The sequence below is a fragment of the Curtobacterium sp. AC272 genome (genome assembly GCF_979258155.1).
The window spans coordinates 3,386,543-3,411,652 of record NZ_OZ409838.1 but is presented as its reverse complement, the minus strand read 5'-3'; the positions used below and the strand labels follow the sequence as shown (position 1 = coordinate 3,411,652).

Annotated in this window: 22 protein-coding genes and 4 pseudogenes; 6 read left to right on the top strand and 20 right to left on the bottom strand. The window is 69.8% G+C overall.

The features are described 5' to 3' along the window. The first annotated feature begins 12 nt into the window (after positions 1 to 12). Positions 13 to 471: an SRPBCC family protein gene (locus ACZZ0J_RS17615; protein WP_194648269.1), complete on the top strand. Its 459-nt coding sequence runs from the start codon at positions 13 to 15 to the stop codon at positions 469 to 471. 95 nt (positions 472 to 566) lie between these two features. Continuing rightward, positions 567 to 1,324, top strand: a pseudogene (locus tag ACZZ0J_RS17610) (GntR family transcriptional regulator). Positions 1,325 to 1,483: 159 nt separating this feature from the next. Here ACZZ0J_RS17610 and ACZZ0J_RS17605 read toward each other — a convergent pair. The 11 genes and pseudogenes from ACZZ0J_RS17605 to iolC all read right to left on the bottom strand — a co-directional run bounded on the left by ACZZ0J_RS17605 (position 1,484) and on the right by iolC (position 13,771). Beyond that, positions 1,484 to 1,891 (bottom strand): tautomerase family protein, encoded by a 408-nt coding sequence (locus tag ACZZ0J_RS17605; protein ID WP_463438224.1) that lies wholly within the window; start codon positions 1,889 to 1,891, stop codon positions 1,484 to 1,486. Between the two features lie 193 nt (positions 1,892 to 2,084). Beyond that, positions 2,085 to 3,206, bottom strand: a pseudogene (locus ACZZ0J_RS17600) (Gfo/Idh/MocA family protein); the annotation flags it as partial. Between the two features lie 146 nt (positions 3,207 to 3,352). Beyond that, entirely contained in the window at positions 3,353 to 4,465 is a 1,113-nt protein-coding gene (locus ACZZ0J_RS17595; protein ID WP_463437871.1) for a transaldolase family protein, read from the bottom strand. Next, positions 4,462 to 5,331 carry a sugar phosphate isomerase/epimerase family protein gene (locus ACZZ0J_RS17590; RefSeq protein ID WP_123938993.1) on the bottom strand — a complete coding sequence of 290 codons (870 nt, stop codon included), beginning with the start codon at positions 5,329 to 5,331 and terminating at the stop codon, positions 4,462 to 4,464. The genes ACZZ0J_RS17595 and ACZZ0J_RS17590 overlap by 4 nt, the downstream gene beginning before the upstream one ends. A 3-nt stretch (positions 5,332 to 5,334) precedes the next feature. Further along, positions 5,335 to 6,366 (bottom strand): Gfo/Idh/MocA family protein, encoded by a 1,032-nt coding sequence (locus ACZZ0J_RS17585; RefSeq protein ID WP_463437870.1) that lies wholly within the window; start codon positions 6,364 to 6,366, stop codon positions 5,335 to 5,337. A gap of 49 nt (positions 6,367 to 6,415) precedes the next feature. After that, positions 6,416 to 7,342, bottom strand: coding sequence for a sugar phosphate isomerase/epimerase family protein (locus tag ACZZ0J_RS17580; RefSeq protein ID WP_194648883.1), 927 nt, complete (start codon positions 7,340 to 7,342; stop codon positions 6,416 to 6,418). A 50-nt stretch (positions 7,343 to 7,392) separates the two neighbouring features. Beyond that, positions 7,393 to 9,300, bottom strand: a complete 1,908-nt coding sequence (iolD, locus tag ACZZ0J_RS17575) for a 3D-(3,5/4)-trihydroxycyclohexane-1,2-dione acylhydrolase (decyclizing) (protein WP_463438223.1) — start codon at positions 9,298 to 9,300, stop codon at positions 7,393 to 7,395. A 35-nt stretch (positions 9,301 to 9,335) separates the two neighbouring features. Continuing rightward, positions 9,336 to 10,274 carry a 5-deoxy-glucuronate isomerase gene (gene iolB / locus ACZZ0J_RS17570; protein WP_463437869.1) on the bottom strand — a complete coding sequence of 313 codons (939 nt, stop codon included), beginning with the start codon at positions 10,272 to 10,274 and terminating at the stop codon, positions 9,336 to 9,338. Positions 10,275 to 10,282: 8 nt separating this feature from the next. Next, on the bottom strand, positions 10,283 to 11,794 hold the full coding sequence (locus ACZZ0J_RS17565) for a CoA-acylating methylmalonate-semialdehyde dehydrogenase (RefSeq protein WP_173169470.1): 1,512 nt from the start codon (positions 11,792 to 11,794) through the stop codon (positions 10,283 to 10,285). Then, the gene (locus ACZZ0J_RS17560) at positions 11,791 to 12,747 is read right to left on the bottom strand and encodes a class I fructose-bisphosphate aldolase (RefSeq protein ID WP_228510613.1); all 957 of its coding nucleotides are present in this window, start codon (positions 12,745 to 12,747) and stop codon (positions 11,791 to 11,793) included. Before ACZZ0J_RS17560 ends, ACZZ0J_RS17565 begins: the two co-directional genes overlap by 4 nt. Next, positions 12,740 to 13,771, bottom strand: coding sequence for a 5-dehydro-2-deoxygluconokinase (iolC, locus tag ACZZ0J_RS17555; protein ID WP_463437868.1), 1,032 nt, complete (start codon positions 13,769 to 13,771; stop codon positions 12,740 to 12,742). The genes ACZZ0J_RS17560 and iolC overlap by 8 nt, the downstream gene beginning before the upstream one ends. On the opposite strand from iolC, the pseudogene rmuC (ACZZ0J_RS17550) reads away from it, so the two are divergent. Then, a pseudogene (gene rmuC / locus ACZZ0J_RS17550) lies at positions 13,770 to 14,639 on the top strand (DNA recombination protein RmuC); the annotation flags it as partial. The gene iolC and the pseudogene rmuC (ACZZ0J_RS17550) sit on opposite strands and share 2 nt — an antisense overlap. Before the next feature lie 101 nt (positions 14,640 to 14,740). Next, positions 14,741 to 15,268, top strand: coding sequence for a DNA recombination protein RmuC (gene rmuC / locus ACZZ0J_RS17545; RefSeq protein ID WP_463438222.1), 528 nt, complete (start codon positions 14,741 to 14,743; stop codon positions 15,266 to 15,268). 3 nt (positions 15,269 to 15,271) lie between these two features. On the opposite strand, the gene ACZZ0J_RS17540 is transcribed toward rmuC (ACZZ0J_RS17545), so the two are convergent. From ACZZ0J_RS17540 to glpX, 7 genes and pseudogenes are all read right to left on the bottom strand, one after another. Next, positions 15,272 to 15,646, bottom strand: coding sequence for a hypothetical protein (locus ACZZ0J_RS17540; RefSeq protein WP_463437867.1), 375 nt, complete (start codon positions 15,644 to 15,646; stop codon positions 15,272 to 15,274). 162 nt (positions 15,647 to 15,808) lie between these two features. Beyond that, the gene (locus tag ACZZ0J_RS17535; RefSeq protein ID WP_463437866.1) at positions 15,809 to 16,357 is read right to left on the bottom strand and encodes a suppressor of fused domain protein; all 549 of its coding nucleotides are present in this window, start codon (positions 16,355 to 16,357) and stop codon (positions 15,809 to 15,811) included. Between the two features lie 241 nt (positions 16,358 to 16,598). Further along, positions 16,599 to 17,123 (bottom strand): ankyrin repeat domain-containing protein, encoded by a 525-nt coding sequence (locus ACZZ0J_RS17530; RefSeq protein WP_463437865.1) that lies wholly within the window; start codon positions 17,121 to 17,123, stop codon positions 16,599 to 16,601. Positions 17,124 to 17,132: 9 nt separating this feature from the next. Beyond that, entirely contained in the window at positions 17,133 to 17,336 is a 204-nt protein-coding gene (locus tag ACZZ0J_RS17525) for a GH-E family nuclease (RefSeq protein WP_463438221.1), read from the bottom strand. 732 nt (positions 17,337 to 18,068) lie between these two features. Continuing rightward, positions 18,069 to 18,461 (bottom strand): annotated as a pseudogene (locus ACZZ0J_RS17520) (putative T7SS-secreted protein); the annotation flags it as partial. Positions 18,462 to 18,716: 255 nt separating this feature from the next. Beyond that, entirely contained in the window at positions 18,717 to 19,613 is an 897-nt protein-coding gene (locus ACZZ0J_RS17515) for a hypothetical protein (RefSeq protein ID WP_463437864.1), read from the bottom strand. A gap of 71 nt (positions 19,614 to 19,684) precedes the next feature. Then, positions 19,685 to 20,674 carry a class II fructose-bisphosphatase gene (gene glpX, locus ACZZ0J_RS17510; protein WP_111084799.1) on the bottom strand — a complete coding sequence of 330 codons (990 nt, stop codon included), beginning with the start codon at positions 20,672 to 20,674 and terminating at the stop codon, positions 19,685 to 19,687. 159 nt (positions 20,675 to 20,833) lie between these two features. Between glpX and fbaA the strand changes: the two genes are divergently transcribed. Both fbaA and ACZZ0J_RS17500 read left to right on the top strand, forming a co-directional pair. Next, on the top strand, positions 20,834 to 21,862 hold the full coding sequence (gene fbaA / locus ACZZ0J_RS17505; RefSeq protein WP_133936920.1) for a class II fructose-bisphosphate aldolase: 1,029 nt from the start codon (positions 20,834 to 20,836) through the stop codon (positions 21,860 to 21,862). Positions 21,863 to 21,955: 93 nt separating this feature from the next. Beyond that, positions 21,956 to 23,215: a M18 family aminopeptidase gene (locus ACZZ0J_RS17500; protein ID WP_463437863.1), complete on the top strand. Its 1,260-nt coding sequence runs from the start codon at positions 21,956 to 21,958 to the stop codon at positions 23,213 to 23,215. Positions 23,216 to 23,232: 17 nt separating this feature from the next. Here the strand turns inward: ACZZ0J_RS17500 and ACZZ0J_RS17495 are convergent, their stop codons facing one another. Together ACZZ0J_RS17495 and ACZZ0J_RS17490 are read right to left on the bottom strand one after the other, a co-directional pair. Next, on the bottom strand, positions 23,233 to 23,997 hold the full coding sequence (locus tag ACZZ0J_RS17495) for a DUF6264 family protein (RefSeq protein WP_463437862.1): 765 nt from the start codon (positions 23,995 to 23,997) through the stop codon (positions 23,233 to 23,235). Further along, positions 23,994 to 25,058 (bottom strand): 4-hydroxy-3-methylbut-2-enyl diphosphate reductase, encoded by a 1,065-nt coding sequence (locus ACZZ0J_RS17490; protein WP_395873674.1) that lies wholly within the window; start codon positions 25,056 to 25,058, stop codon positions 23,994 to 23,996. The genes ACZZ0J_RS17495 and ACZZ0J_RS17490 overlap by 4 nt, the downstream gene beginning before the upstream one ends. Between the last annotated feature and the right edge of the window lie 52 nt (positions 25,059 to 25,110).

Here is a 25,110-nt window from a genome sequence, read left to right as displayed (position 1 = left end):
TACGCTCAGCGCATGGCTGCGCCCACCACGATCGAACGCGAGACCGTCATCACGGCTCGCGCCACGGACATCACGCCGTACCTGGCAGACCTGCACCGCTGGGTCGAGTGGTCGCCGTGGGAGGGGCAGGATCCCGCGCTGCACCGGACGTACACCGGTGAACCGGGGGCGGTCGGCTCGACCTACAGCTGGAAGGGCAACCGCAAGGCCGGTGCCGGATCGATGGCGATCACCCGGGTCGATGCCACCGAGGTCGACGTCGACCTGCAGTTCACCGCACCGTTCAAGTCGTCGAGCGCGGTGGCGTTCCGGTTGCACGAAGCGACCGACGGCACGCGGGTCGTCTGGTCGATGACGAGCCCGCAGAACCTGATGTCGCGCGTGATGGGCGTGTTCGTCAACATGGACAAGTTCCTCGGCGGCGACTTCGAGAAGGGCCTCGCCAAGCTGAAGGCCGCGGTCGAGCACTGACGGGAGTGGCACACCGGGGAGCAGAGCACCCGGTGGTATTGTCACGACAATCCCTCGGCATCGCTGCCGAACCCGCAATTCCCCGAAGGACCGCGATGACCAACGAAGGCCAGCTGCCGTCCGACCTGTTCATGGACCTGGACCGGTCGGGTCCGATGCCCTCTACTTCCAGGTGGCCTCGCGCATCGAGGAGTCGATCCGCTCCGGCGTGATGCCTCCCGGCGCCCGTCTCGAGAACGAGATCGCGCTCGGCGAGCGCCTCGGGCTGTCCCGCCCGACGATCCGCCGGGCGATCCAGGACCTCGTCGACAAGGGCCTGCTCGTCCGCCGCCGCGGCATCGGCACACAGGTCGTGCACGGCCCGGTGACCCGCAAGGTCGAGCTCACGAGCCTGTACGACGACCTGGCCCAGGGGTCACAGGCACCGGCAACGAAGCTCCTCGAGCGCAACGACGTCCCTGCCTCGGACGAGGTCGCCGCAGCCCTGAGCATCGAGCCCGGCACGATCGTGGCGCACATCCGCCGCGTGCGGTTCGCCGAGGACGTCCCGATGGCGATCCTCGAGAACTACCTGCCGCCGGAGTTCCTCGAGATCACCGACCAGGACCTGCAGGACCACGGCCTGTACCAGCTGCTTCGCGGCCGCGGTGTGACGATGCGGGTGGCGAAGCAGCGGATCGGTGCCCGCGCGGTCACCGACGAAGAGGCCGGTCTGCTCGAGATCGAGGACGGCGACCCCGTGCTCACCATGAGCCGCACGGCGTACGACGCCTCGGGCCGCGCGGTCGAGTACGGCGTGCACTGCTACCGCCCCGACCGCTACTCGTTCGAGGTCACCCTCGTCGACAAGTAGGCAGTTCGTGCTGTCCGCGTGACGTCGAGGTTCCACGAACTGCCGCGCGCGTGACGCCGAGGTTCCACGGACGAGCGCCGGACGCCTCGAGAAGCCAAGATTTCGGAACCTCGGGCCGGGGCCGGGGCCGGAGCGAGCGGGCGCAGCCCCCCCCCCCGCTCAGGCGGACGCGGGCACGCCGAGCTCGCCGGTCACGTACTGTGCGCGGCCGAAGCCGAACGACCAGTCCTGCGGCCCGTTCTCGACGTAGCCGATGAAGACGTCCTCGGACGCCACTCCAATCGCTGCCAGAGCGTCGTGGACGGCCGCGTACAGCGTCGTCTTCGCCTCGTCGGTGCGCCCACGCTGCGTGAAGACCTGGATCATCACCACGCCGTCGGTGCGCTCGAAGCCGAGCCCCGCGTCCTCGGCGATGATCTGACCCGCCGGGTGCTCCGTGACGATCTGGAAGCGATCGCGCAGCGGGATCCCGTAGACGTCGACGATGGCCGTGTGGATCGCGTCGGCGATGGCGCGCACCGCCTGCGGCGTGCGGCCGGTGGCGAGGTCGATACGGACGAGCGGCATGGTGCCTCCTGCAGTTCGGGACTTTGTCCTGACAAACTAACATGGATCGAGACCCGGCAACAGACGGACTGGAGGCGCGGTGCCAGCTGGCACCGCGCCTCCCGTCCGTCGTCCGCGACCGTCTAGAGCACGGGGTCGCCGCCGCGTAGGTGAGCGGTCCGTCGACGCGCGCGACGTCGTGCCACGCGCCGTCGGCGAGGGACGCCTCCGCCGCCTCGACGATGGACGCAGCGGCCAGTCCGTCGGCAACCGACGGCGCGAGCTGCTCCCCGCGACGGACGCTCGCGATGAACTGGGCGGCCTCGATCGTCTTCAGGTCGTCGTAGCCCATGGCCGTGCCGGCGCCGGGCTGGAAGCGCGCGAACTCGCCGTCACCCGAGGCGACGTAGTGCGTGGCGTAGCCGTCGACCTCCTGCCCGTCGAGGTACACCTCGAGCTCGTTGAGCCGCTGGAAGTCCCACCGCACCGAACCCTTGGTGCCGTAGATCTCGAGCGTGTACTCAGCGTGCGGTCCCCGCATGACGCGGCTCGAGTCCATGGTGCCGACGGCACCGTCCTCGAAGCGGAAGAGCAGGGCTGCGTAGTCCTCGTTCTCGACGCGGCCGAGCTCGCCGGTGGCTGCGGCGCTCCGGTCGACGATGCCCGCGGCCGGCTTCGGGCGCTCCTGGATGAACGTCTCGGCCAGTGCGCTCACGCTGGCGATCCGGCCGACGACGTACTGCGCCAGGTCGAGGCCGTGCGACAGCAGGTCGCCGAGCACGCCCGAACCGGCACGCTCCCGCTCGAAGCGCCACGTGAGCGGCGCCGCGGGGTCCGACGAGTAGTCGGCGAGCAGCGACCCGCGCACGTTCGTGATGCGACCGAGGCGACCGCTGCGCACGAGTTCGCGTGCCCGCTCGATCGCGGGTGCGTGCCGGTAGTTGAACCCGACGCTCGTGATGACGCCCGCACGCTGGACGGCCTCGTGGATCTGCCGGGAGTCGCTGGCGTAGCGGCCCATCGGCTTCTCGATCCAGAACGGCTTGCCGGCCTCGGCAGCGGCGACCGCCATCTCGCGGTGCAGGAAGTTCGGCGAGCAGATCGAGACGACGTCGACGGCCGGGTCGGCCAGGACCTCGTGGTAGTCCGCGACAGCCCGCTCGTAGCCCAGGCGGGTGACGGCTTGGTCGCGTGCGGCCTCGATCGGGTCCGCGGCGACGACGAGCCGTGGCTGCACGCCGAGCTCGGGGAAGTGGTCCGGCAGGGCGCGGTAGGCGCGCGAGTGCAGCCGCCCCATCCAGCCGACCGAGACGAGGCCGACGCCGATGCTGTCCATGGGAACTCCTTCGTTCGTGGGCGCCGATTGGAGCGCGCCAACCATCGTACGGGATTGCTCGTGGTTTGTCAGTACGAAGACCGTGAGCAGAAGACGTCGGGTCACCTGGGGCGACCCGACGTCTTCTGCTCACGAAGTGACTCGGCTCAGTTCGGCGGGAAGATGATGTCCCGCACCAGGGCGTCGAGCTGCGCGTCGGCGTCGAGGAACTGGCGCAGCGTCGTCACCGTGGCGCCGAACCGGTCGAACTCGTCGATCGTCATGCCGTCGACGTCGTACCCGCGCGCGAACTCGGGCGTCGCCGCGCGCAGGGCCGCGATGACGTCGGCCGGCACCTCGTCGTGGATGGCGTCCGGACGGAACGGGAACGCGTTCGCGTTGATGTCCTTCGTCCACTGGAACGGCGGCGAGACGACGAGGTCCCCGCCCTGGAACTCCGACCACTGCAGGGCGTTCCGGAAGGCGGCGACGAGCACGCGCGACCGGAAGCCACGCTCCTGGAACACCCGGTAGGCGTTCTTCACCGCGGCGACGCCGGCCCACTCGAGGATGCCGGGGTCGACCATGACGTGGTCGCGCTTGACGACGGTCTTCAGCCAGTCGTCGAACCGGCCGGCCATCAGCGTGACGACGTGGCCGAACTCCTGGTCGGGCAGCCCGTCGGCGGCACGACGGTCGAGCGCACGCTCGATGGCCGCACCGACGGCGACGACCTGCGGCACCGTGAACGACACCGTCGCGTTGATCGAGACCCCGCGGTAGGCGGCCTCCTCGATCGCGGCGATGCCGACCTTGGTGGCGGGGATCTTCACGATGATGTTCGGGGCGAGCTGCGAGAACCGCACGGCCTGCTCGACCAGGGCGTCGGCGTCGCGGTGGAAGCGCGGGTCGGTCTGCATCGACAGGCGACCGTTGCGGCCGCCGGACGCCTCGAACGCGGGCAGCAGCTGCTCGGCCGCCGCGATGGAGAGCTCCTCGACGGCCTTCCAGCCGATCCAGGACTCCCCTGCCGTCGGGTGCTCCGCGGCGATCTCGCGGATGCGCGGCACCCACGTCTCCGGGTCCTGCTTGATGCAGGTGTACGCGATCACCGGGTTGCAGGTCGCCCCGACGGCGCCGTACTCGTGGATCGCGGTGGACAGTTCGCGCGGGTCGGCGGAGTCGTTCCACAGGGCGGTCACGGTCTGCGACGCGGCCTGCAGTGTGACGGGTCGGACGTCGGCGTCGGTGATCGCCGGTGACGAGAGGGTGTCGGTCATCGTGTGAGTCCCTTCTTGATCGTGTCGAGCTGGAAGCGCGAGACCTCGTCGGCGTTCTCGTCCTCGGCGAAGACGCTCGACACCGCGACGGTGTCCTCGCGCGCCGTGAAGCCGACCCGGTCGAGGGCGGCCCAGAAGGCGTCGAAGTCGACGTCCGCCTGGCCGACCGGCAGGTGCTGGTGCACGCGGACCGGGTTGCCAGGCGGGTTGGTGATGTAGCGCAGGCCGTGCGACCGGTGGTGGTCGTACGCGTCGGCGACGTGCACGAGCTGCAGCGAGTCGCCCGCGGCGTCGATGATCTCATCCATGTTCCCGCCGTAGTGGAACGTGTGGCAGGCGACGTAGACGAAGCCGATGCTCTTCGAGTTCAGCCCGCGGATCACCCGGAGCGCCTCGAGTCCGTCCTCGACGAAGTCGTCGGGGTGCGGGTCGATGAGGACCCGGATGCCGGAGTCCTCGATGATCGGCAGGAGCTCCTCCATCGCCCAGTGGAACTGGTCCTCGGACTCCTCGGCGCGTTCGGGGCGGCCGGAGAACTCCGTGTTGATCGTGTCCACGCCCAGGCGCTTCGTGATCTCGATGACCCGCTTCCACTTCTTGACGGCGGCCTCGCGGGCCTCCTTGTCCGGGCCGGCCCAGCGCAGGACGGGCAGGACCGACGCGACCTGGACCCCGGCCGTCGTGCACGCCGCGGCGAACGCGTCGACGAGGTCGTCGTCGGCCGTGGGGTGCCGGTAGAACGGGATGAAGTCCTTGTGCGGGGTGAGCTGCAGGTACTCGTAGCCGAGGTCGGCCACCTTCTGCGGGAACTCCAGCAGCGACAGGTCGTGGTGGTAGGGCGTGGGGTCGAGTGCGATCTTCGGCATCGATCAGGCCGTCTCGTAGAACGCGGGCTTCGCTGTGGCGTACGTGATCGGCTCGAGCGCACCGGACTGTTGCGCACGCACGGCGACCTCGGCGACGACCGACGCCGTGTAGCCGTCCCAGGCGCTCGGGCCGTCGATGCCACCGGTGCGCGCGGCGTCGACCCAGCGCTGCACCTCTTCGTCGTACGCGGCACCGAAGCGCTCGACGAACGACGGGGTGACGCCCTGGCCGGAGACACCTTGCGACACGAGGTTGAGCGAGGTCTCGCGACCGATGTACGCGACCCCGGACTCGAACACCGCGTCGGTCGTGACCTGGTAGCCGAACTGGGCGTTCACGTTGATCTCGACGATCGCCATGGTGCCGGACTCGGTGGTGAACAACACGAACTGCGGCTCGGGCAGGTCGGCCGGCGCCAGCGAGTTCTTGCGGGGCTTCTTGACCTCGACGCTCGTGATCGCCTCGCCCGTGATGAACGGGATGATGTCGATCTCGTGGATCACCGAGTCGTGGATGAGCATCGACTCGCTGAAGTTCGGCGGCGTGGTCGGGTTGCGGTGCGCGTGGTGCAGCGCGAGCAGGGCGCCGTTGGCCCCGGACTCGCGCAGCGCGCGCAGCTCCTGGTAGCCCTTGTCGAAGCGGCGCATGAAGCCGACCTGGATCTTCGGACGGTCGGACGTGGCCTGCTCGAGCTCGACGATCCGCAACGAGTCCTCGGCCGAGGTCGTCAGCGGCTTCTCGCACAGGACGGCGAGACCGCGCTCGATCGCCGGCACCAGGACCGGCTCGTGCAGGAAGCCGGGCGTCGCGACGATGACGGCGTCGATCGCGGTGGCGTCGAGCGCCTCCTCGAACGATGCCGCGGTGATCGCGCCGGGCGCCTTCGCCACGGCCGCGGTCGCGCGGCCGGTGTCGGGGTCGACGATCGCGACGACGTCGGCGCCGGCGATGGTCGAGGTGATGCGACGGATGTGGTCGCTGCCCATGGCGCCCGCGCCGACGACGGCGACGCGGAGGTTGTCAGTGGTGCTCATGGCGGTGCTCCTGGGGTAGATGACGCTGCGTGGACGGCTGCTGGGCCGGTCAGGACACGCGGGCGGCGGACGTGGAACCGAAGATGTGCTGGAAGGTGCGCTCGGCGATCGGGCCGGGGGCGTCGACCGAGCAGCCGTACATGTCCTGCTCGACGATGCCGAAGACGTCCGGGTTGATCTTCGCGACCGCCTCGATGATCGGGCCGAGCTCCGGGGTGCCGTGCGGCGGCTCGGTCATGATCCCCTGGGACACGGCGGTGGCGAACGGCACGTCGTTCTTCAGCACGTCGAACAGCAGGTCGGTGTCGACCTGCTTGAGGTGCAGGTATCCGATGCGCTCCGGGTGTGCGGCGATGAGCTTGAGGTTGTCGCCGCCGTAGTACGCGAAGTGGCCGGTGTCGAGGCAGAGGTTCGTGTACTCGGGGTTCGTCACCTCGAGGAACCGCACGGTCTCCTTGTAGGTGCCGACGTGGCTGTCCGCATGGGTGTGGAACTGCTGGTGGACGCCGTACTCCTCGAGCAGCGCCTTGCCGAGCTGGTCGTGCCCCTTGCCGAGGCGGTCCCACTGCTCGTCGGTCAGGGTGCGCGACTCGAGGACCTCCTCCGTGGCGTCCGAGCGCCACAGGTCCGGGATCGTCACGAGGTGCTGGGCGCCGAGCTTCGCCGCCAGACCCGCGACCGCCACGGCCTGGTCCCAGGCACGCTGGAACTGGTCCTCGCCCTTGTGGAACCCGGTGAACACCGTGCCGGCGGACAGCTTCAGCCCGCGCGACTCAAGCTCGTCCGACAGCTGCGACGGGTCGGTCGGCAGGTAGCCGTACGGTCCGAGCTCGATCCACTCGTACCCGGCAGCGGCCGCTTCGTCGAGGAAGCGCTTCCACGGCACCTGCTTGGGGTCGTCGGGGAACCAGACGCCCCACGAGTCGGGGGCGGTGCCGATCCGGATGGCGTCGGTGGCGGTGGCGGTGTCGGTCATGACGTCGTCGTCTGCTTTCTGGGTGTGGTGCATGTGGTGGACGGTGGTGCTCATCCGAGCAGCGGGCGCTGCGTAGCGACCTGCTGCTCGTACTCGGCGCGGGCGGTCTGCGTGCTCGACAGCGTCGAGGTCTGCGCCACCGGCACGTCCCACCAGCCGTCGCCCTCGGGGGCGTAGACCAGCGGGTCCGAGTTGATGTGCACGAGGGTGGTGTGGTCGTTCGCCTTCGCCTGGCGCACCGCGGCCTTGAGGTCCTCGATGCTGTCCGGGCCGGGCTGGACCTCGATCACGTCGACGCCGTACGACCGCGCGTTCGCCGCGAGGTCGACCGGCAGCGGGTCGCCGTTGTCGAACGACTGCGTCTCGTCCAGGTAGCGGTACTTCGTGCCGTAGCGCTCGGACCCGACGGTCTCGGACAGGTGCCCGATCGACGCGTACCCGTGGTTCTGGATGAGCACGACGATGATCTTGATGCCCTCGGCCACGGCGGTGACGAGCTCGGTGTGCAGCATGAGGTAGCTGCCGTCGCCGACCATGACGATCGCCTCGCGGTCCGGGGCGCCACGACGGACGCCGATGCCGCCGGCGATCTCGTAGCCCATGCACGAGAACGCGTACTCGACGTGGTACCCGAGGGCGTCCCGCACGCGCCAGAGCTTGTGCAGGTCGCCGGGCAGGGAGCCGGCCGCCTGGATGACGACGTCGCGCGGGTCGGACACCGACTGCACGGCGCCGATGATCTCCGGCTGACCGGGCAGGTCGGCGCCGGACGGCGCGAACGCGCCGTCGACGGCTGCGTCCCACGCCGCCTTCAGCGACGCGATCTCCGCAGCGTAGGCTGCGTCGACGACGAACGCGGGCTCTGCGGGTGACGACCCGGACGACGCGAGCGCCGCGGTCAACGCGACCAGGGCCTCCCGGGCATCCGCGATCAGCGGCAGCTGCGAACCGTGCTTGTACGCGTCGAACGCGGCCACGTTGACGTTCACGAACGTGACGTCCGGGTTCTGGAACGCGGTCCGCGACGCGGTCGTGAAGTCGCTGTAGCGCGTGCCGATCCCGATCACGACGTCCGCCTGCGCGGCGACCGCGTTCGCGGCGGCCGTGCCGGTCGCGCCGATGCCGCCGAGGTACTGCGGGTGGTCCCAGACGAGCGAGCCGCCGCCGGCCTGCGAGGTACCGACCGGGATGCCGGTGGCCTCGACGAAGGCGGCGAGCTCGTGCTCCGCGCCGGAGTAGAGCACGCCACCGCCCGCGACGATCACCGGACGCTGCGCGCCCCGGATCGCGGCGACGGCACGCGCCAGCGGCCCGTGCTCGGGCAGCGGCCGACGGATGTGCCACTCGCGCGGCTGCAGGAACGCGACGGGGACGTCGAACTCCTCGGCCTGGACGTCCTCGGGCAGGGCGATCGTCACGGCACCGGTCTCGGCCGGGTCCGTGAGCACCCGCATCGCGGCGAGCGCGATCGAGAACAGCTGCTCGGGGCGCTCGACGCGGTCGAAGTAGCGCGAGAGCGGCCGGAACGCGTCCGTCACCTGGATCGAGGTGTCGTGCGGCAGCTCGATCTGCTGGAGCACCGGGTCGGTGGTGCGCGTCGCGAACGTGTCCGACGGCAGCAGCAGTGCGGGCAGGCGGTTCGTCGTCGCGAGCGCCGCAGCGGTGAGCATGTTCGCGGCACCCGGGCCGACCGACGCGGTCGCTGCGAAGGTCGCACGGCGGCGGTGCATGCGGGCGAAGCCGACGGCCTCGTGGACCATCGCCTGCTCGTTGCGGGCCTGGTGGTACGGCAGCAGGCCGGGCTGTTCGACGTGGAGCTGCTTGATGGCCTGTCCGACGCCGGCGACGTTGCCGTGCCCGAAGATGCCGAAGATCCCCGGGATGGTGCGTTCGCGGACGTCACCGTCGACGGTCCACTGGTTCGCCAGGAACTCGACGAGTGCCTGGCCGACGGTCATCCGGCGCGTCGCGCCGGCTTCGCGCGTGGTGGTGGTCACGCGGACTCCTTCTCGTAGGGCAGGCGCGGGTCGAGCTGCTCGCTCGCCCAGGCCTGGCGGACCCAGCCGTGGGCCGGGTCGTCGGTGATGTTCCAGACGCGCTCCGGGTCGGGCCCGGCCATCACGTTCAGGTAGTACATGTCGTAGCCCGGAGCAGCGACGGCGGGACCGTGCCAGCCGTGCGGCACCAGCGCGATGTCGCCGGTGCGCACTTCGCGGAACTCGTCGATCGGACGGTCGTCCGAGGCGTAGGTCCGGTGCAGGGCGAACGGGTCGGCGGTGGCCGGAGCGGAGAGGCCGCGTGCGACCGCGGACTCGTAGTAGTAGATCTCCTCGAGGTTCGACTCCTCGCCCGGCACGTTGGTGTCGTGCTTGTGCGGCGGGTACGACGACCAGTTGCCGGCCGGCGTGATCACCTCGCACACGATGAACTTGTCGGCGTCGAGGGCCGCCGGGGTGCCGAAGTTGTGCACCTGGCGGCTGGACTGCCCGGCACCGCGGAGCTCAACCGGCACGTCCTGCCGGGCCACGTACGTGGTCGGCTCGACGGTGTCGGTGGGCGCCTCGGCGACCGCGAACCGGCCTGCGCCGGTGATCGTCGCCGCGGTGCCGGACCCCAGGTACAGGACGTCGGTGGGGCCCTCGAAGACGCTCGCGCGTCCCTGCAGGGCCTGCTCGCCGTCCTCGGCGGCGCCCGCGTAGGTCACGTGGAACGACCCGGCGAGCGGCACGACGATGCGCTCCACGGCGTCGGCCGGGAGGCGCAACTCGCGCGTGCCGGTCGGGTCACCGTCCGTCAGGGTGCCGGTCCGGAGCCCGGTGTGCGCCCATCCTGCGATGCGGCCGTCGACGACGTCGGTCCAGCCGGCCTCCGGCCGGCTCCCCTTCGGGATGAACCACTGGTCGTGCTCGTGCTCGTGCTGTTCGTTCGCCATGCTGCGGCTCAGTTGTTCGACGGGAAGCCGAGGTTGATGCCGCCGTGCGACGGGTCGAGCCAGCGGCTCGTGATCGCCTTCTGGCGGGTGAAGAAGCTCACGCCGTCGGCGCCGTACGCCTTGTGGTCACCGAACAGCGAGTTCTTCCAGCCGCCGAACGAGAAGTACGCGACCGGCACGGGGATCGGGACGTTGATGCCGATCATGCCGACCTGCACGTCCCGCTGGAAACGACGCGCCGCGCCGCCGTCGTTGGTGAAGATGGCGGTTCCGTTGCCGTACGCACCCGAGTTGATGAGCTCGAGGCCCTCCTCGTACGTGGCGACGCGGACGACGCTCAGCACCGGGCCGAAGATCTCCTCGGTGTAGACGCGGCTCGTGGTGGGGACCTGGTCGATCAGCGTCGGGCCCAGCCAGAAGCCGTTCTCGTCGCCGTCGGGTCGGACGGTGCGGCCGTCCACCACAACCACCGCACCGTCCTGCTCTGCGACCTCGATGTACGAGGCGACCTTGTCACGGTGCTGCTTCGTGACGAGCGGGCCCATGTCGCATCCGCGACGACCGTCGCCGATGCGCAGGGTGGCCGCGCGGTCCTTGATCTTCTGGATGAGCTCGTCGGCCACCGGCTCGACGGCGACGACGACCGAGATCGCCATGCAGCGCTCACCAGCGGAGCCGAAGCCCGCGTTGATGGCGTTGTCCGCGACCAGGTCGAGGTCGGCGTCCGGCAGCACCAGCATGTGGTTCTTCGCGCCGCCCAGGGCCTGCACGCGCTTGCCGTGCTTCGTGCCGGTCTCGTAGACGTACTGCGCGATCGGCGTGGAACCGACGAACGAGATCGACTCGACGTCGGGGCTCGTGAGCAGGCCGTCGACCGAGAGCTTGTCGCCGTTCAGGACGTTGAAGACGCCGTCGGGCAGACCGGCTTCGGAGAACTTCTCGGCGAGCCAGATGGCGGCGCTCGGGTCCTTCTCGGACGGCTTCAGCACGACGGTGTTGCCCGCGGCGATCGCGATCGGCAGGAACCACAGCGGCACCATCGCCGGGAAGTTGAAGGGGCTGATGATGCCCACGACGCCGAGCGGCTGCCGGATCGAGTACACGTCGATGCCGGTCGAGACCTGGTCGGAGAACTCGCCCTTGAGCAGGCTCGGGATGTTCGTCGCGAGCTCCACGACCTCCTGCCCACGGGCGATCTCACCCAGGGCGTCGTCGATGACCTTGCCGTGCTCGCTCGTGATGATCTCGGCGAGCTCGCCCTTGTCGCGGTTCAGGATCTCGCGGAACGAGAACAGGATCTGCTGGCGCTTGGTGAGCGACAGGTTGCTCCACGCCGGGAACGCCGCCTTGGCGCTCGCGATGGCGGCCTGGATCTCGTCCTCGTTCGCCAGGGCGACCTGCTTCGTCGCGACGCCCAGGGCCGGGTCGTACACGGGGGCGCTGTTGCCCGACGCGGACTCGACGTGCTTGCCGCCGATCCAGTGGCCGACGGTGGTGGTGGCGGTCTCCGTGGTGGTCATGCGTTGCTTCCTTCGAGTGTGGTGGCGTGTTCGTGCGTGGTGCCGGCGTTCCCGGTGCCGGCGCTCCCGGTGTGGACGAGGCCGGCGGCGACGTCGACCGCGGTGGCGACGTCGCCGTCCGGCGGGTAGAGCAGGGTCCGACCGACGACCAGGCCGCGCACGCCGGGGAGTGCGAGGGCGTCGGCCCACTTGGCGTACGTCTCGAGCGGCTTGCTCGACGGGTCGCCACCGAGCAGGAGCGTCGGCAGCGTCGTCGCCGCCATCACCCGCTCCATGTCGTCGACGACGGGGATCTTCAGCCAGCTGTAGGCGCTGGACTCCCCCAGGCCCGCGGCGATCGCCATCGAGGTGATGACGGCGTCGGCGGTCAGGTCGTTCACGACCCGGCCGTCCTGCCACGCGGACATGAACGGTTCGAGCATGATCGGCAGCTGGAGTGCGGCGGCCTCGCTCACGGCGCGGGCCGTGGCCTCGAGCGTCGGGGCCGTGCCCGCGTCCTCGAGCGCGATGCGCACCAGGAGCTTGGCGAAGTCGAGCCCGGAGTCCTTGATGGCCTGCGCCGAGTAGGCGGTGTAGCGGTCGTCCATCTCGAACGTCGCGCCGCGCAGCCCGCCGCGGTTCATCGACCCGACGACGACCTTGCCGTCGAGGGCGCCGAGCAGTGCCAGGTCCTCGAGGATGTCGGGCGTCCCGAGCACCCCGTCGACGCCGGGGCGACCGAGCGCCGTGACGAGCCGCTCGAGCAGGTCGTAGCGGTCGGCCATGGCGGACTCGTCGTTCCGGACCGCCAGGGCGCCGCGTGCCGGGTGGTCGGCGGCGACGATGAAGAGCTTGCCGTCGTCGGCGAGCAGGGAGCGCTTGTGCCGAGCGTCGAGCACGGACCGCACCAGTTCGGGCTGTCCGGCGCGGATGTCCCGGAGGCGCTGGAAGTCAGCGGGGCTGATCTCAGGCATGGGTCTTCTCCTCGGTGTTGGTCGTACCCGTGCTCGTGTGCGTCGTTCCCTCGGCGGGGTTGTCGGTCAGGAACTGCTCGATCTCGTCGCTCGTGGGCATCGCCGTCGAGCACTCGAACCGGGTCGCGACGATGGCGCCGGCGGCGTTGCAGAAGGCGAGGATCCGCTCGAGGCCCCAGCCCTGCAGCAGGCCGTGGGTCAGCGCGCCGCCGAAGCCGTCGCCCGAGCCGAGCCCGTTGACGACGTCGATGTGGTGCGGGCGGAACTCGACGATCTCGTCGCGGGTCTTCGCCAGCACGCCCTTGGGACCCTGCTTGACGATGGCGATCTCGACGCCGCGCTCGAGCAGGGCATCGGCCGCACGGACCGGGTCGGTCTCACCGACGGCGACCTCGCACTCCTCGCGGTTGCCGACGGCGACCGTGGCGTGCTCGAGGGCGACGGCGACCTCGCGCGTCGCGGCCTCGGGGCTCGACCAGAACATCGAGCGGTAGTCCAGGTCCAAGACGGTGTGGTTCTTCGTGCTGTTCTGCGCGGCTGTGCGCGCTTCGTACGCGACGTGGTGTGCCTGCCGACTCGGCTCTTCGCTCAGGCCGGTCACCGTGGTCCAGAAGATCCTCGCCCGCTCGATCTCGTGCAGCGGCAGCGACTTCGCCGTGATCATCAGGTCCGGCGCCTTCGGGGCACGGTAGAAGTACAGCGGGAAGTCGTCCGGCGGGAAGATCTCGCAGAACGCGACGGGGGTGTTCAGCCCCTCGACCGTCTCGACGAAGGCGTTCGCGACGCCGAACTCCGGCAGGGTGCGGGCGATGTACCGGCCGAAGGGGTCGTTGCCGGTGCGGGTGATGACCGCGGCGTCGGCACCGTGGCGCGCTGCGGCGATGGCGACGTTGGTCGCGCTGCCGCCGACGGACTTCGAGAACGTCGTGACGTCTTCGAGCGGGCCGGTCTGCTGCGGGTAGATGTCGACGCTGACGCGTCCCATCGTGATCACGTCGTAGGCGTGGGGAGCGGGGTTCGTCATGCGACGTGGTGGACCTTCCGTGCGGCTTCATCGGCGGACGTTCACGACTGTACACCGTGTTTGCCCTAATGTCATGACATGGTTTCCCGGGCTGGTCCCGCCGGGCCGGTGGCCGCGTCGCTGCGCCAGGAAACCCGGGATCGGTGGGCCGGGAGGCCCGGTGTCGGTGGGCCGGGAGGCCCGGTGTCGGTGGGCCGGGAGGCCCGGTGTCGGTGGGTTCTGCCAGGGTCACGACATGCAGATCCTCGCCCTGGTCATCGGTCTCGTGATCGGCATCGCCGTCGGTGCGGTCGTCGCCTGGTCGCTCGCGCGGTCGCGCGCCGGCGTCGACGCCGCAGCGTCCCGCGCGAGCGCCGAGGCACTCCGCACGCGGCTCGACGAGGTCCGCCGCGACGCCGAGGAACGCCTCGACGCGCAGGACGCCCAGTACCGCCGACAGGTCGACTCCCTCGAACGGCGCGCGGCCGAGCTCGAGCACCTCATGCAGCGCATGCACGGCGCCGACTCGGCCCGGAACCAGAACGAGTCGAAGGTGCTGTCCGCCCTCAGCCCCGTCGCGCAGACCCTCGACGTCATGCGCACGAAGATCGCCGAGCTCGAGCAGTCCCGCAGCGAGCAGTACGGCGCCCTGTCCGCGCAGCTCCGGTCGGCCGCCGAGTCCGAGGAACGCCTGCGCGCCACGGCCGACACCCTGGCCAGCGCCCTGTCGTCGAACAGCACCCGCGGGGTGTGGGGTGAGACGCAGCTGCGCAACGTGGTCGAGGCCGCCGGGTTGCTCGAGCGGGTCGACTTCGACGTGCAGTCCTCGGTCACCACCTCGGCCGGCACCGCCCGGCCCGACATGGTCGTGCACCTGCCCGGCGGCAAGACCATCGCCGTCGACGCCAAGGTGCCGTTCAGCGCCTACCTGCAGGCCGCCGAGATCCCGGCGACCGCAACCGGCACCGAGGGGCTCGCCGCGAGGCGCTCATCGGGCAGCACGTCAAGGCGCTCCGCGCGCACGTCGACGCCCTGGCCGCGCGCGAGTACTGGACCGGGTACGACGCCTCCCCCGAGCTCACCGTCGCCTTCATCCCGTCCGAGTCGCTCATCTCGAGCGCCCTCGCCGCCGACCCCGGCCTGCTCGACCACGCCTTCCGCAAGCGCATCGCGCTCGCCTCGCCCGTGACCCTGTGGTCCGTGCTGAAGACCGTCGCGTTCTCGTGGCAGCAGGACGTCGTCTCGCAAGAAGCGCACGAGCTCTTCCGCGTCTCGCGCGAGCTCTACGGTCGGCTGTCCACGATGGCGGGGCACGTCGACAAGCTCGGGCGTTCGATCCGGGGCTCCGTCGTCGACTACAACCGGTTCGTGGGGTCGCTCGAGCGGCAGGTGCTGCCGAGTGCACGGCGGTTGTCGCTGCTCGACGAGTCGAAGGTGATCGCGGACCCGGCGTCGATCGAGGACGAGCCGCGGTTGCTCACGGCGCCGGAGCTGGTGGGGGCGGTCGACGAGGACTGACCGTCACCCGTGGATCAGGCCTTCCTGCTCCGCGAGCCACACTGCTCGGTGCTCCTCCATCTCCTCCCACCAGACGTCGAACGACGTCCACTGACCCCGGTACTCCGTCCCGGGCGAAGCGAACGTGTGGATGATCAGCACAAGAGGGTCGCCCGAACGGTCGCCACCGTCGAAACAGAACACGTCGTCCGTGTCCTGGTGCTTCGCGAAGGGCACGAGGGAACGGGTCGGATACTGCTCCGCAACGATGTCAGCCCAGTTCTTTGTCTGGCTCTCGTACTCAGACGTCCACATGAAGGGATCGATGTCGGGAAGCGGGTCTTGTGCAAGGGCACGTTGGAAGCGCTCGGGGTACTGGAATCCCTCGGGCGCGATCAAGCGCGCCTCGACTCGCCGTTCCTCGACGGTTGTTAGTCGACGTTCCCTCACTGTGGTGCTCCGGTGAGCTTCGGGAGGTCGTGAGACCCGGCTGGCTTCGCTTTCGACCAGTTCGTGCCTCGGCTCACTGTCCGAACCTCGGCCGCTTCGGCTTCGCGAGGTTCATGGCCGCTTGAGGTTCAAGAGATCTTGATCATCGAGTTTCCCGAGCGCCGAATCGCGCTCAGCCTCTGGTGTGCGCGTGAGCGTCTCGAGCTCTTCGTCCGTCAGCGGGAGCATCGAGACGAACATGGTCTGCACTTCACGGCCATCACGACGGGTCGCTGACTCGGCCGGGAGCCACGGGTTCACATCGGCGATCAAGCCCGAGATGCGCGTTCCGATGAGAAGCGGTTCGCTGTTCCCGACCAGATCCCCGTAGGTGAACCCGCGCCCGCGTTCAAGGGCGACTTCCAATGCGGTCTGCAGCAGAATGAGCGCGCCCTCCCAGTGGTCAGCTTGCACTGTCACGAGGAGTTCTTGGGGAAACATGCTTGCGATCGGACGCTCAGCCAGTCCCGCGGACATCACCACGACGAACGGTTCCTTGGGGCCGGAGATCGCCAGAAGGTCGATCCCATCGACCTCGCCTACCTGCTGCGCAGCACCGACGTCGGCTCCGAGGAATGAGGCAATCCATCCTACGTCTTGCACAACACGTGGCAGGGTCATGCACGCTCCTTCTTGGCCGCTGCGTCAAGGGTCTTGATCAGGGGCTTCGGCGCCAGGAATGCTCGCGCGAACCCTTGAGCGGTGAAGCCGTCTGCACCAACTTTGCGGGCTTTGGCTCCGGCACTCAACATCGCATTTGCACCCGACACCGCGTCGCCCACAGCGAGCGGGTGCGGGTTTGGTCGATTTGGTCGCACAGGAAGAGCACGTCGGACGAGGAGACGAAGCGGGGTCTCCCCATCTACCGTCGAGTTGAGCACGGCCGGATCGCCTCGAACTGCCGCTTGAATATCGGCGAGTGACCCGCGCGCAGCGGCCTCAAACACGACTGATCCATCCCCTCGTCGTCATCGACCGCCCGGTCTCGGTGCAGCGCGGTGATGATCCCGTCGGGCGCGTCCGCAAAGAGTCGAGCGTAGCTCAGCGGGGTCGCGCCAAGGTCGTTGACGGAGCAGGGATCGGCTCCGGCAGCGAGCAAGAGGGTCACCGGATCGATTCCGCCGTCACCCGAGTTGGCTACTGCGAGCTGGAGAGCCGTCGACCCCCATCGATCCCGCGCGTCTACCTCCACCCCGAGGTCCAAGAGCGCTCGCATCGCTTGCACCGCACCGTTCTGAGCGGCGAAGTGGAGCGGCGTGATGGCATCCGGGTTCACTCGTGACGCTGCCGACGCTTCGAAACCTTCAGCTGCTGTCCTCGCGATCGCCCGCGGATCGTCGGCCGTGATCGCGTCCCAGAAAGCAGAACTGTCGGTTGCAGTGCTCATCGGTTGATTCTATCGAGCGCTTCCGCGTCCGGCCTCGTGCGCATGTGACATGTTCTCGTCAGGATCCTCGAGTCGGAACTTCTTCGGATCGTTCTCGTGTTCGATGACGCGCCGTCGACTCCATCCATTCTCCGTGGCATGAATGCGGGTCTCGCTCCACTCGTGGCCAGGGCGGTGCCCGTAATGCACCGCTCCGGCCTCCGGCACAGTCATGCCGGTGTCAGACGGACGACCCGTCTTCGGATGATGCAGCACAGGGTGCCCCTCCGGCGTCCGTTTGATCGGGATGACGGTACCGGTACCGGTACCGGAAAGGATGTCACCGTCGGGGGTCCGCTCTGCGTCCCGGATGATCGCCAACTTGGTGTCTTTCCGCAGCTGAACTCTGCTCCGGACGGCTGGGTTGGCGCGCACACGCGCGGCGAGTTCTGGGGAGACGTCCCGCAGCGTTCTCCTGATCTTCGTGCCTGTCTCGACAGCCTTCGTCGAGGCGGCGACCACCTTCGGAGCGCTTGCGAGCTCGCCAGCTACTCGCGCGATCGCCGCGGTTCGTCCCAGACCGCTGGCCAACGGGACGCAGTCGAGCAGGGAGAACGCGAGGTCCCACCCGTCGGCTTCGCCCTTGCTCATCTTGTACAACGTGTCCGCCAACACCACGAGCGCGATCGCCGCGATGATCAACGTCCACGGCCCAGGGATGATCATCGCGATGATCCCGCCCACAGCGACGACCACCTTCGCCACCGACACGATGGTCTCCCACGCCTCGGACCCGAAGATCTTGTCCCACGTGGACTGCTTCCCCAGCCCCGCGTCGGCGGCTTCACCGATCTTCGTCGCAGTCCGCTGCTCCGCGTCCTGCCAGTCACCCTTCGCATCCGCCACGAGCCGCTTCGCCGCGTCGATCCGCGACTGCGCCGCCGCGATGTCGCCCTGCGCGGACGACACCGACCCCTGCGCGACGGCGGCGTTGTCGGACGCGGCCCGCAACTGCGCCGGCGACGGCACGTCCACCCCGTCCGGCACGTCGGAGCCGGCCGGGTACTCGTCCGCGACCTTCGACAGGTCCTTCGACGCCGACTGGTAGTGCGACAGGTTCGACTGCGCATCGGAGAGCCGGTCCTGCGCCGCGGCGAGGTCCCCGGAGGCGTCCTTCGCGTCCGCGAGCGCCCCATCAGCCCGGTACTGGGTGTCATCGACCGTGTCCGCCCACCCCGACAACGCCGTCGCAGCGAGTTCGTACGAGTCGACGAGCTTGGTCAGGTCCGACGGGGTGTCCTCGATCGCGTCGACGAACACGTCGGCCGCTTCACCTCCCAGTCGGTCAGCCACCCGGACCCCTTCACCGACTGCAGCCGGGTCGAGGCGTCATCCGCCGCGTCGGAGATGCGCTGGTACTCCCGCGACATCATCCGCAACGTCGACGGATCACCCTTGACCGGATCATCACCCTGATCGACAACGTCCCACCCCGACGGCCGCCCCATCATTCCTCCCCAGGTCCGATCTCTCGCCCTGTTCTCCACAGGCGCGCGAATGTGACCATATCAGGGGACATCGACGTGGACGCGTGCCCCCGACGCGGCCGCGGCGTCAGAGGGCTGCCCGGATGGCACCGAGCTCCGGGAACCCTCGGAACCGGTACCGGGCGGGGCGGACATCGAGCTCGTCGATCAGGTCGGTCGCCAACTCCCGGAGCCGACCGAAGGGCACGGGCTGTGTCTGGCCGTCGAGTGTGACGAGCACCACGGTGTCGACCGCGGCGACGATCGTCTCGACGTCCTGGGTCCACGACGAGTACGAGAAGGCCGGGGAGTCTTCGGCGAGCCGCGCAACCGACACCGCAGCGACGTGGACTTCCTCGCCCCGGCGATCGAACGACGCCTGCAGGTCGTCCTGCTGCAGGTTCGCGACCGTCGACGTCCACAGCGCTCGGATCGTCCGCAGTTCCCCGTCGAGCGACGGGTGCTCGAACCGTACCCACCCGTCAGCGCGCAGCACCATGGGCGGTCCGCTCAGGACCTCGCCCTCGTCGTCGGCCAGGATCTGCTGGACGACACCGGCCGCGACCTGGAGCCCGTCCTCGTCCTGGTCGCCGGTGACGATGAACGTCGTCGGCGCCACCGGGAAGACCACTGCGCTGCCGCGGAACTCGATGCCCTGGAACGTCTGCGGTGCGAGCACGAGCACGACGGCGAGGTCAGGGTCCTGGATGACGATCGTGCCGGCCTGGATCACCGCGACGTCACCGCCGGCCTGCTCCTGCGCAGCAGCAACGGCCGCACGCAGGACGTCCTCGTCCGTCCACCCCGTCTCGGCGAGCGCCGACGTGGTGAGGACCGACCCGTCGTCATCGGCGAGGATCACCCCGAGGTCAGGCGCCACCGGCACGACGTGCGGCAGGCGGTCGTCCGTGCCGTCCGCTTGCGCACGCAGGGTGCGGATGCCTGCGGTGTCCAGTCCGACGATCCGTGCCGTGGTGACAGTCATGCGTCGAGCCTGTGCAACGGGGCGCCGACGGCGGACCGGCGACGCCCCGAGACGGCGGACGGAAGTTCTGCCTAGAACCACTTCTCCGCACGGTGGTCCGCCTGGATGCGACGGATGGTGTTCGAGCGCGACCGCAGCACGAGCGAGTCGGTGTGGATGACACCGCGCGAGCGACGGACACCGTCGACCAGGACGCCGTCGGTGACGCCGGTGGCGACGAAGAACGTGTTGTCACCCGTGACCAGGTCGTCCTGGTCGAGGACCTTGTCCAGGTCGTGGCCGGCGGCGATGGCGCGCTCGCGCTCCTCGTCGTCCTTCGGCTGGAGCTTGCCGAGGATCACACCGCCGAGCGCCTTGATCGCGCACGCCGTGATGATGCCCTCGGGGGTGCCACCGACGCCGACGCACATGTCGATCGTCGAGCCGGGCAGCGCCGCGGCGATGCCACCGGCGACGTCACCGTCGAGCAGCAGACGCGTGCCGGCGCCGGTTGCACGGATCGCGCGGATCAGCTCGTCGTGGCGGGGACGGTCGAGCACGGCCACGACCATGTCCTCGAGGTCCTTGCCCTTGGCCTTCGCCAGCGCGCGGATGTTCTCGCCGATGGGCTTCTCGAGGTCCAGGACCCCGCGGCCCTCGGGGCCGGCGGCGATCTTGTCCATGTAGAACACGGCGGAGGGGTCGTACATCGAACCGCGGTCCGAGACGGCCATGACGGAGATGGCGTTCTGACGGCCGGCGGCGGTGAGCGAGGTGCCGTCGATCGGGTCGACCGCGATGTCGCAGGCCGGGCCGTGCCCGTTGCCGACGTGCTCGCCGTTGTAGAGCATCGGGGCGTTGTCCTTCTCGCCCTCACCGATGACGACGACGCCGTCGAAGTTCACGGTGCCGAGGAACTTGCGCATCGCGTCGACGGCCGCACCGTCGGCGAGGTTCTTCTCACCACGCCCGACCCACGGCTGCGCACGGATCGCGGCGGCCTCCGTCGCACGCACGAGCTCGAGGGCCAGGTTGCGGTCGGGCTGGAGGAACAGGGAGCCGGTTTCCGTAGAGGGAGTCACGACCCGAGCCTACCGACCGGCGGCCGACCGGCGGTCCGGACACCGGGCCCGTGCACGCATGTGCACGGCGGACGCGAGCCGACCGCGTAACCCGCACCGTCCCTCCAGTCCGGCTGACTACGATCGGCGGGGACATCACCGAAGTCGAAGGAGATCCACGTGCCCATCGCAACGCCGGAACAGTACGCCGAGATGATCGAACGCGCGAAGGCGGGCAAGTTCGCGTACCCCGCGGTCAACGTGTCCTCGTCGCAGACCATCAACGCGGTCCTCCAGGGCCTGCAGGAGTCCGGCTCGGACGGCATCCTCCAGGTCACGACGGGCGGTGCCGACTACTTCGCCGGCCAGACGATCAAGAACCGTGCCGCCGGTGCCCTCGCGATGGCGAAGTTCGCCCACGAGGTCGCGAAGAACTACGACATCACGGTCGCGCTGCACACCGACCACTGCCCCAAGGACGCCCTCGACGGCTTCGTCCTGCCGCTCATCGCGGCGAGCGAGGAAGAGGTCCGTGCCGGCCGCAACCCGATCTTCCAGTCGCACATGTGGGACGGCTCGGCCGTGCCGCTCGACGAGAACATCGAGATCGCGAAGACCATGCTGTCGAAGACGCGGAACATCAACGCGATCCTCGAGGTCGAGATCGGCGTCGTCGGCGGCGAAGAGGACGGCGTCGAGCACGAGGGCACGAACGACGCCCTGTACACGACCCCGAACGACGTCGAGAAGGTCGTCGACGCACTCGGCCTGGGCGACAAGGGGCGCTGGATCGCCGCGCTCACCTTCGGCAACGTGCACGGCGTCTACAAGCCGGGCAACGTCAAGCTCCGCCCCGAGCTCCTCGGCGAGATCCAGGCCTCGGTCGCGGCCAAGCACGGCACGGGCGAGAACCCGCTCGACCTCGTCTTCCACGGCGGCTCCGGCTCGACCGACGACGAGATCCACGAGGCCGTCCGCAACGGCGTCATCAAGATGAACATCGACACGGACACGCAGTACGCGTTCACACGCTCGATCGCGGACTCGATGTTCCGGAACTACGAGGGCGTCCTGAAGATCGACGGCGAGGTCGGCAACAAGAAGCAGTACGACCCCCGCGCCTGGGGCAAGGTCGCCGAGTCCGCCATGGCGGCTCGCGTGGGCGAGGCCGCGAAGGTCCTCGGCTCCGCCGGTCACACCAAGGGCTGACACCGGGAGCAACTGCCAGGAGGAACGGGGCGCGTCCGACGGACGTGCCCCGTTCTGCGTCCGGTCGACTCCACCGCATGCCACGATGGGCAGGTGACCGTCGACGCCATCGCCTCCGAGTTCGCCCAGTTCGTCACCGAGTCGCCCACCGCGTTCCACGCGGCAGCGGCCGCCCGCGACCGCCTCCTCGCAGCCGGGTTCACCGAGCTGTCCGAGCTCGACGCCTGGCCCACCGGACCCGGCGCGTACGTCGTGGTCCGCGACGGTGCGGTCATCGCGTGGCGCCTGCCGGAGGGTGCAACGGCGACGGCCCCGTTCCGGATCCTCGGCGCACACACCGACTCCCCCGGGTTCCGGATCAAGCCGAACCCCGGAGTCCGCACCGGCGGGTGGGAGCAGCTGAACGTCGAGGTCTACGGCGGCGCGCTCCTGTCGACGTGGTTCGACCGCGACCTGCGCATCGCCGGCCGGGTCGTCGACGCCGACGGCAGCGTGCGGCTCGTCAGCACCGACGCGGTCGCCCGCATCCCGAACCTCGCGATCCACCTCGACCGCGGGGTGAACGACGGCAAGGAGATCGACCGCCAGCGCCACACGCTGCCGATCGTCGGCGTGGACGGCGACGCCGGCGGGACCTCGGTCGTGGAGTGGTTGCGCGCTCGCCTCGGAGACTGTGCAGTCTCGTGGGACCTCTTCCTCGCCGACACCCAGGCCCCCGCCCGCATCGGCATCGAGCGCGAGTTCCTGGCCTCGGGCCGGATGGACAACCTGACGAGCGTGCACGCCGGACTCCGCGGCATCGTGGACGCCCCGGCGGACGGCGACCACATCCCCGTGTTCGCGGCGTTCGACCACGAGGAGATCGGCTCCTCGACCCCGTCCGGTGCCGGTGGCCCGTTCCTCGAGGACGTCCTCGGCCGCGTGCAGGAGGGTCTCGGCGCCACCCGCTCCGAGGCCGCCCGGGCGTTCCGCGCCTCGTGGCTGCTCTCGAGCGACGCCGGTCACCTGGTGCACCCGAACCAGGCGGAGAAGCACGACCCGACGAATCGCCCGCGCCCCGGAGCCGGTCCGCTGCTGAAGATCAGCGCGAACCAGCGCTACATGACCGAGGCCAAGGGCGAGGCCGTCTGGGCCGCCGCGTGCGACACCGCGGGGGTGCCGTGGCAGCCGTTCGTCAACGTCAACACGATCCCCGGTGGCTCGACCATCGGCCCGATCGCGGCGACCCGGCTCGGGATCCCGACGATCGACATCGGCGTCGGGCTGCTGTCGATGCACTCGATCCGCGAGCTCGTGCACGTCGAGGACCTGGCGTCACTGCACGGCGCCGTCGCCGCCTTCCTGGCCGGCTGAGCCCCGCCCAGCTCGGGTCAGGCGCCGGCCTGGCGCATCATGAACTCGACGAACTGCGGGTCCTGGAACACCACGACGACGAACGCGATGGTGCTCACGAAGGTGGCCACGACCGCACCGACGATCGGCACCCAGAACGTGCGCTTGCGTGCCCGGAGCCGGCGGATCGACCACCACGCCACGAGCGCGAAGACCACGACGTTCGTGATCGCCCCGATGATCGCGGCACCACTCAGTGCACTCGGGTCGTTCAGCGCCGTGTACTGCGTCTCGAGGGTCCGACGCACCGTCGACGCGACGTTCGTCACCGCGAGGGACTGCACCACGGAGATGAGTCCGAAGGCGAGCAGCCCCACCGTCAGGACGAAGTCGGCGGGCGTGCGGCCGAACCGGCTCGTCGACGCGGACCGCTGCGGCCCGCCCGTGGTGGGGTCGCCGGCTGCGCCGGGTCGGCCTGGAGGCACGGTGTCGGTCGGCGCACCGGCACCCGACCGGTACGCGGTCGCGCCGTCCTGCCCGGCCTGGCTCGCCGCCTGCTGGCGGCGGTCGCGCTCCTGCTGCTCGCGCTCCTGTCGTTCCTGTTCGACCAGGACCGGGTTGACCCATCCCTCGGGCGCGTACTCGCCGTACGCGGGGGCGGGTCGGCCGTGGACCCGGCCGCTGACGGCACCGGCGGCCGTCGTCGGGGCCGTGCCCCGGGCCTCCTGGCCGGCTGCCGCCGTGTCGTCGACGTGACCCGGCTCGCGCTGCGGCACCGAGCCCCAGCCGTCCGCGCCGCTCATGCCCGACGCCCGCCGAGCGCGCGCGTCGGGTTGCCCGACGCGTCGGTGCGGAGCTCCTTCGGGAGCGAGAACATCAGGTCTTCGTGTGCGGTCACGACTTCTTCCACGGCGCCGTACCCGGCGTCGGCGAGTTGTTCGAGGACCTCGGCGACGAGCTCTTCCGGGACGGACGCACCGCTCGTGACGCCGACGGTGGCGACGCCGTCGAGCCACTCCTGGCGGATCTCCTCCGCGTAGTCGACGCGGTGCGCGGCCTTCGCCCCGTGCTCCAGGGCGACCTCGACCAGACGCACGCTGTTCGACGAGTTCGCGGAGCCGACGACGATCACCAGGTCGGTGCCCGGGGCGACCTTCTTGATCGCGACCTGGCGGTTCTGGGTGGCGTAGCAGATGTCGTCGGACGGCGGATCCTGGATGGTCGGGTACTTCTCCCGCAGCAGGCGGACGGTCTCCATCGTCTCGTCGACGCTCAGCGTGGTCTGCGACAACCAGACGAGGTTGTCGGGATCGGGGACGTCGAGCGCGGCGACGTCGTCCGGTCCGTTGACCAGGATCGTGCGGTCGGGGGCGTGTCCCATCGTGCCCTCGACCTCTTCGTGGCCGGTGTGCCCGATCAGGATGATGGTCCGCTCGGCCTTGGCGAACCGGGTGGCCTCGCGGTGGACCTTCGTGACCAGGGGGCAGGTGGCGTCGATGGCGTGCAGGTCGCGGTCGGCAGCACCGGCGACGACGGCCGGCGAGACGCCGTGGGCGCTGAAGACGACGTGCGAACCGCGCGGGACCTCGGCGACGTCGTCGACGAACACCGCACCGCGCTGCTCGAGCGTCGACACGACGTGGACGTTGTGGACGATCTGCTTGCGGACGTAGACCGGCTCGCCGTACTGCTCGAGCGCCTTCTCGACCGCCACCACCGCTCGGTCCACCCCGGCGCAGTAGCCGCGGGGTGCCGCGAGCAGCACCTTCTTCGGACCGGCGACCGGCTCGTCACGCAGTCGCCCACGCGCCGCGTGCACACGCGGTGGGGCGAGCGGGACCGTGTGGCCGTTGGTGATCGTCACGTCCCCGATGATAGGTGAGCGGGACGCACGCGACCTGGGCGCGGGCGCCGTC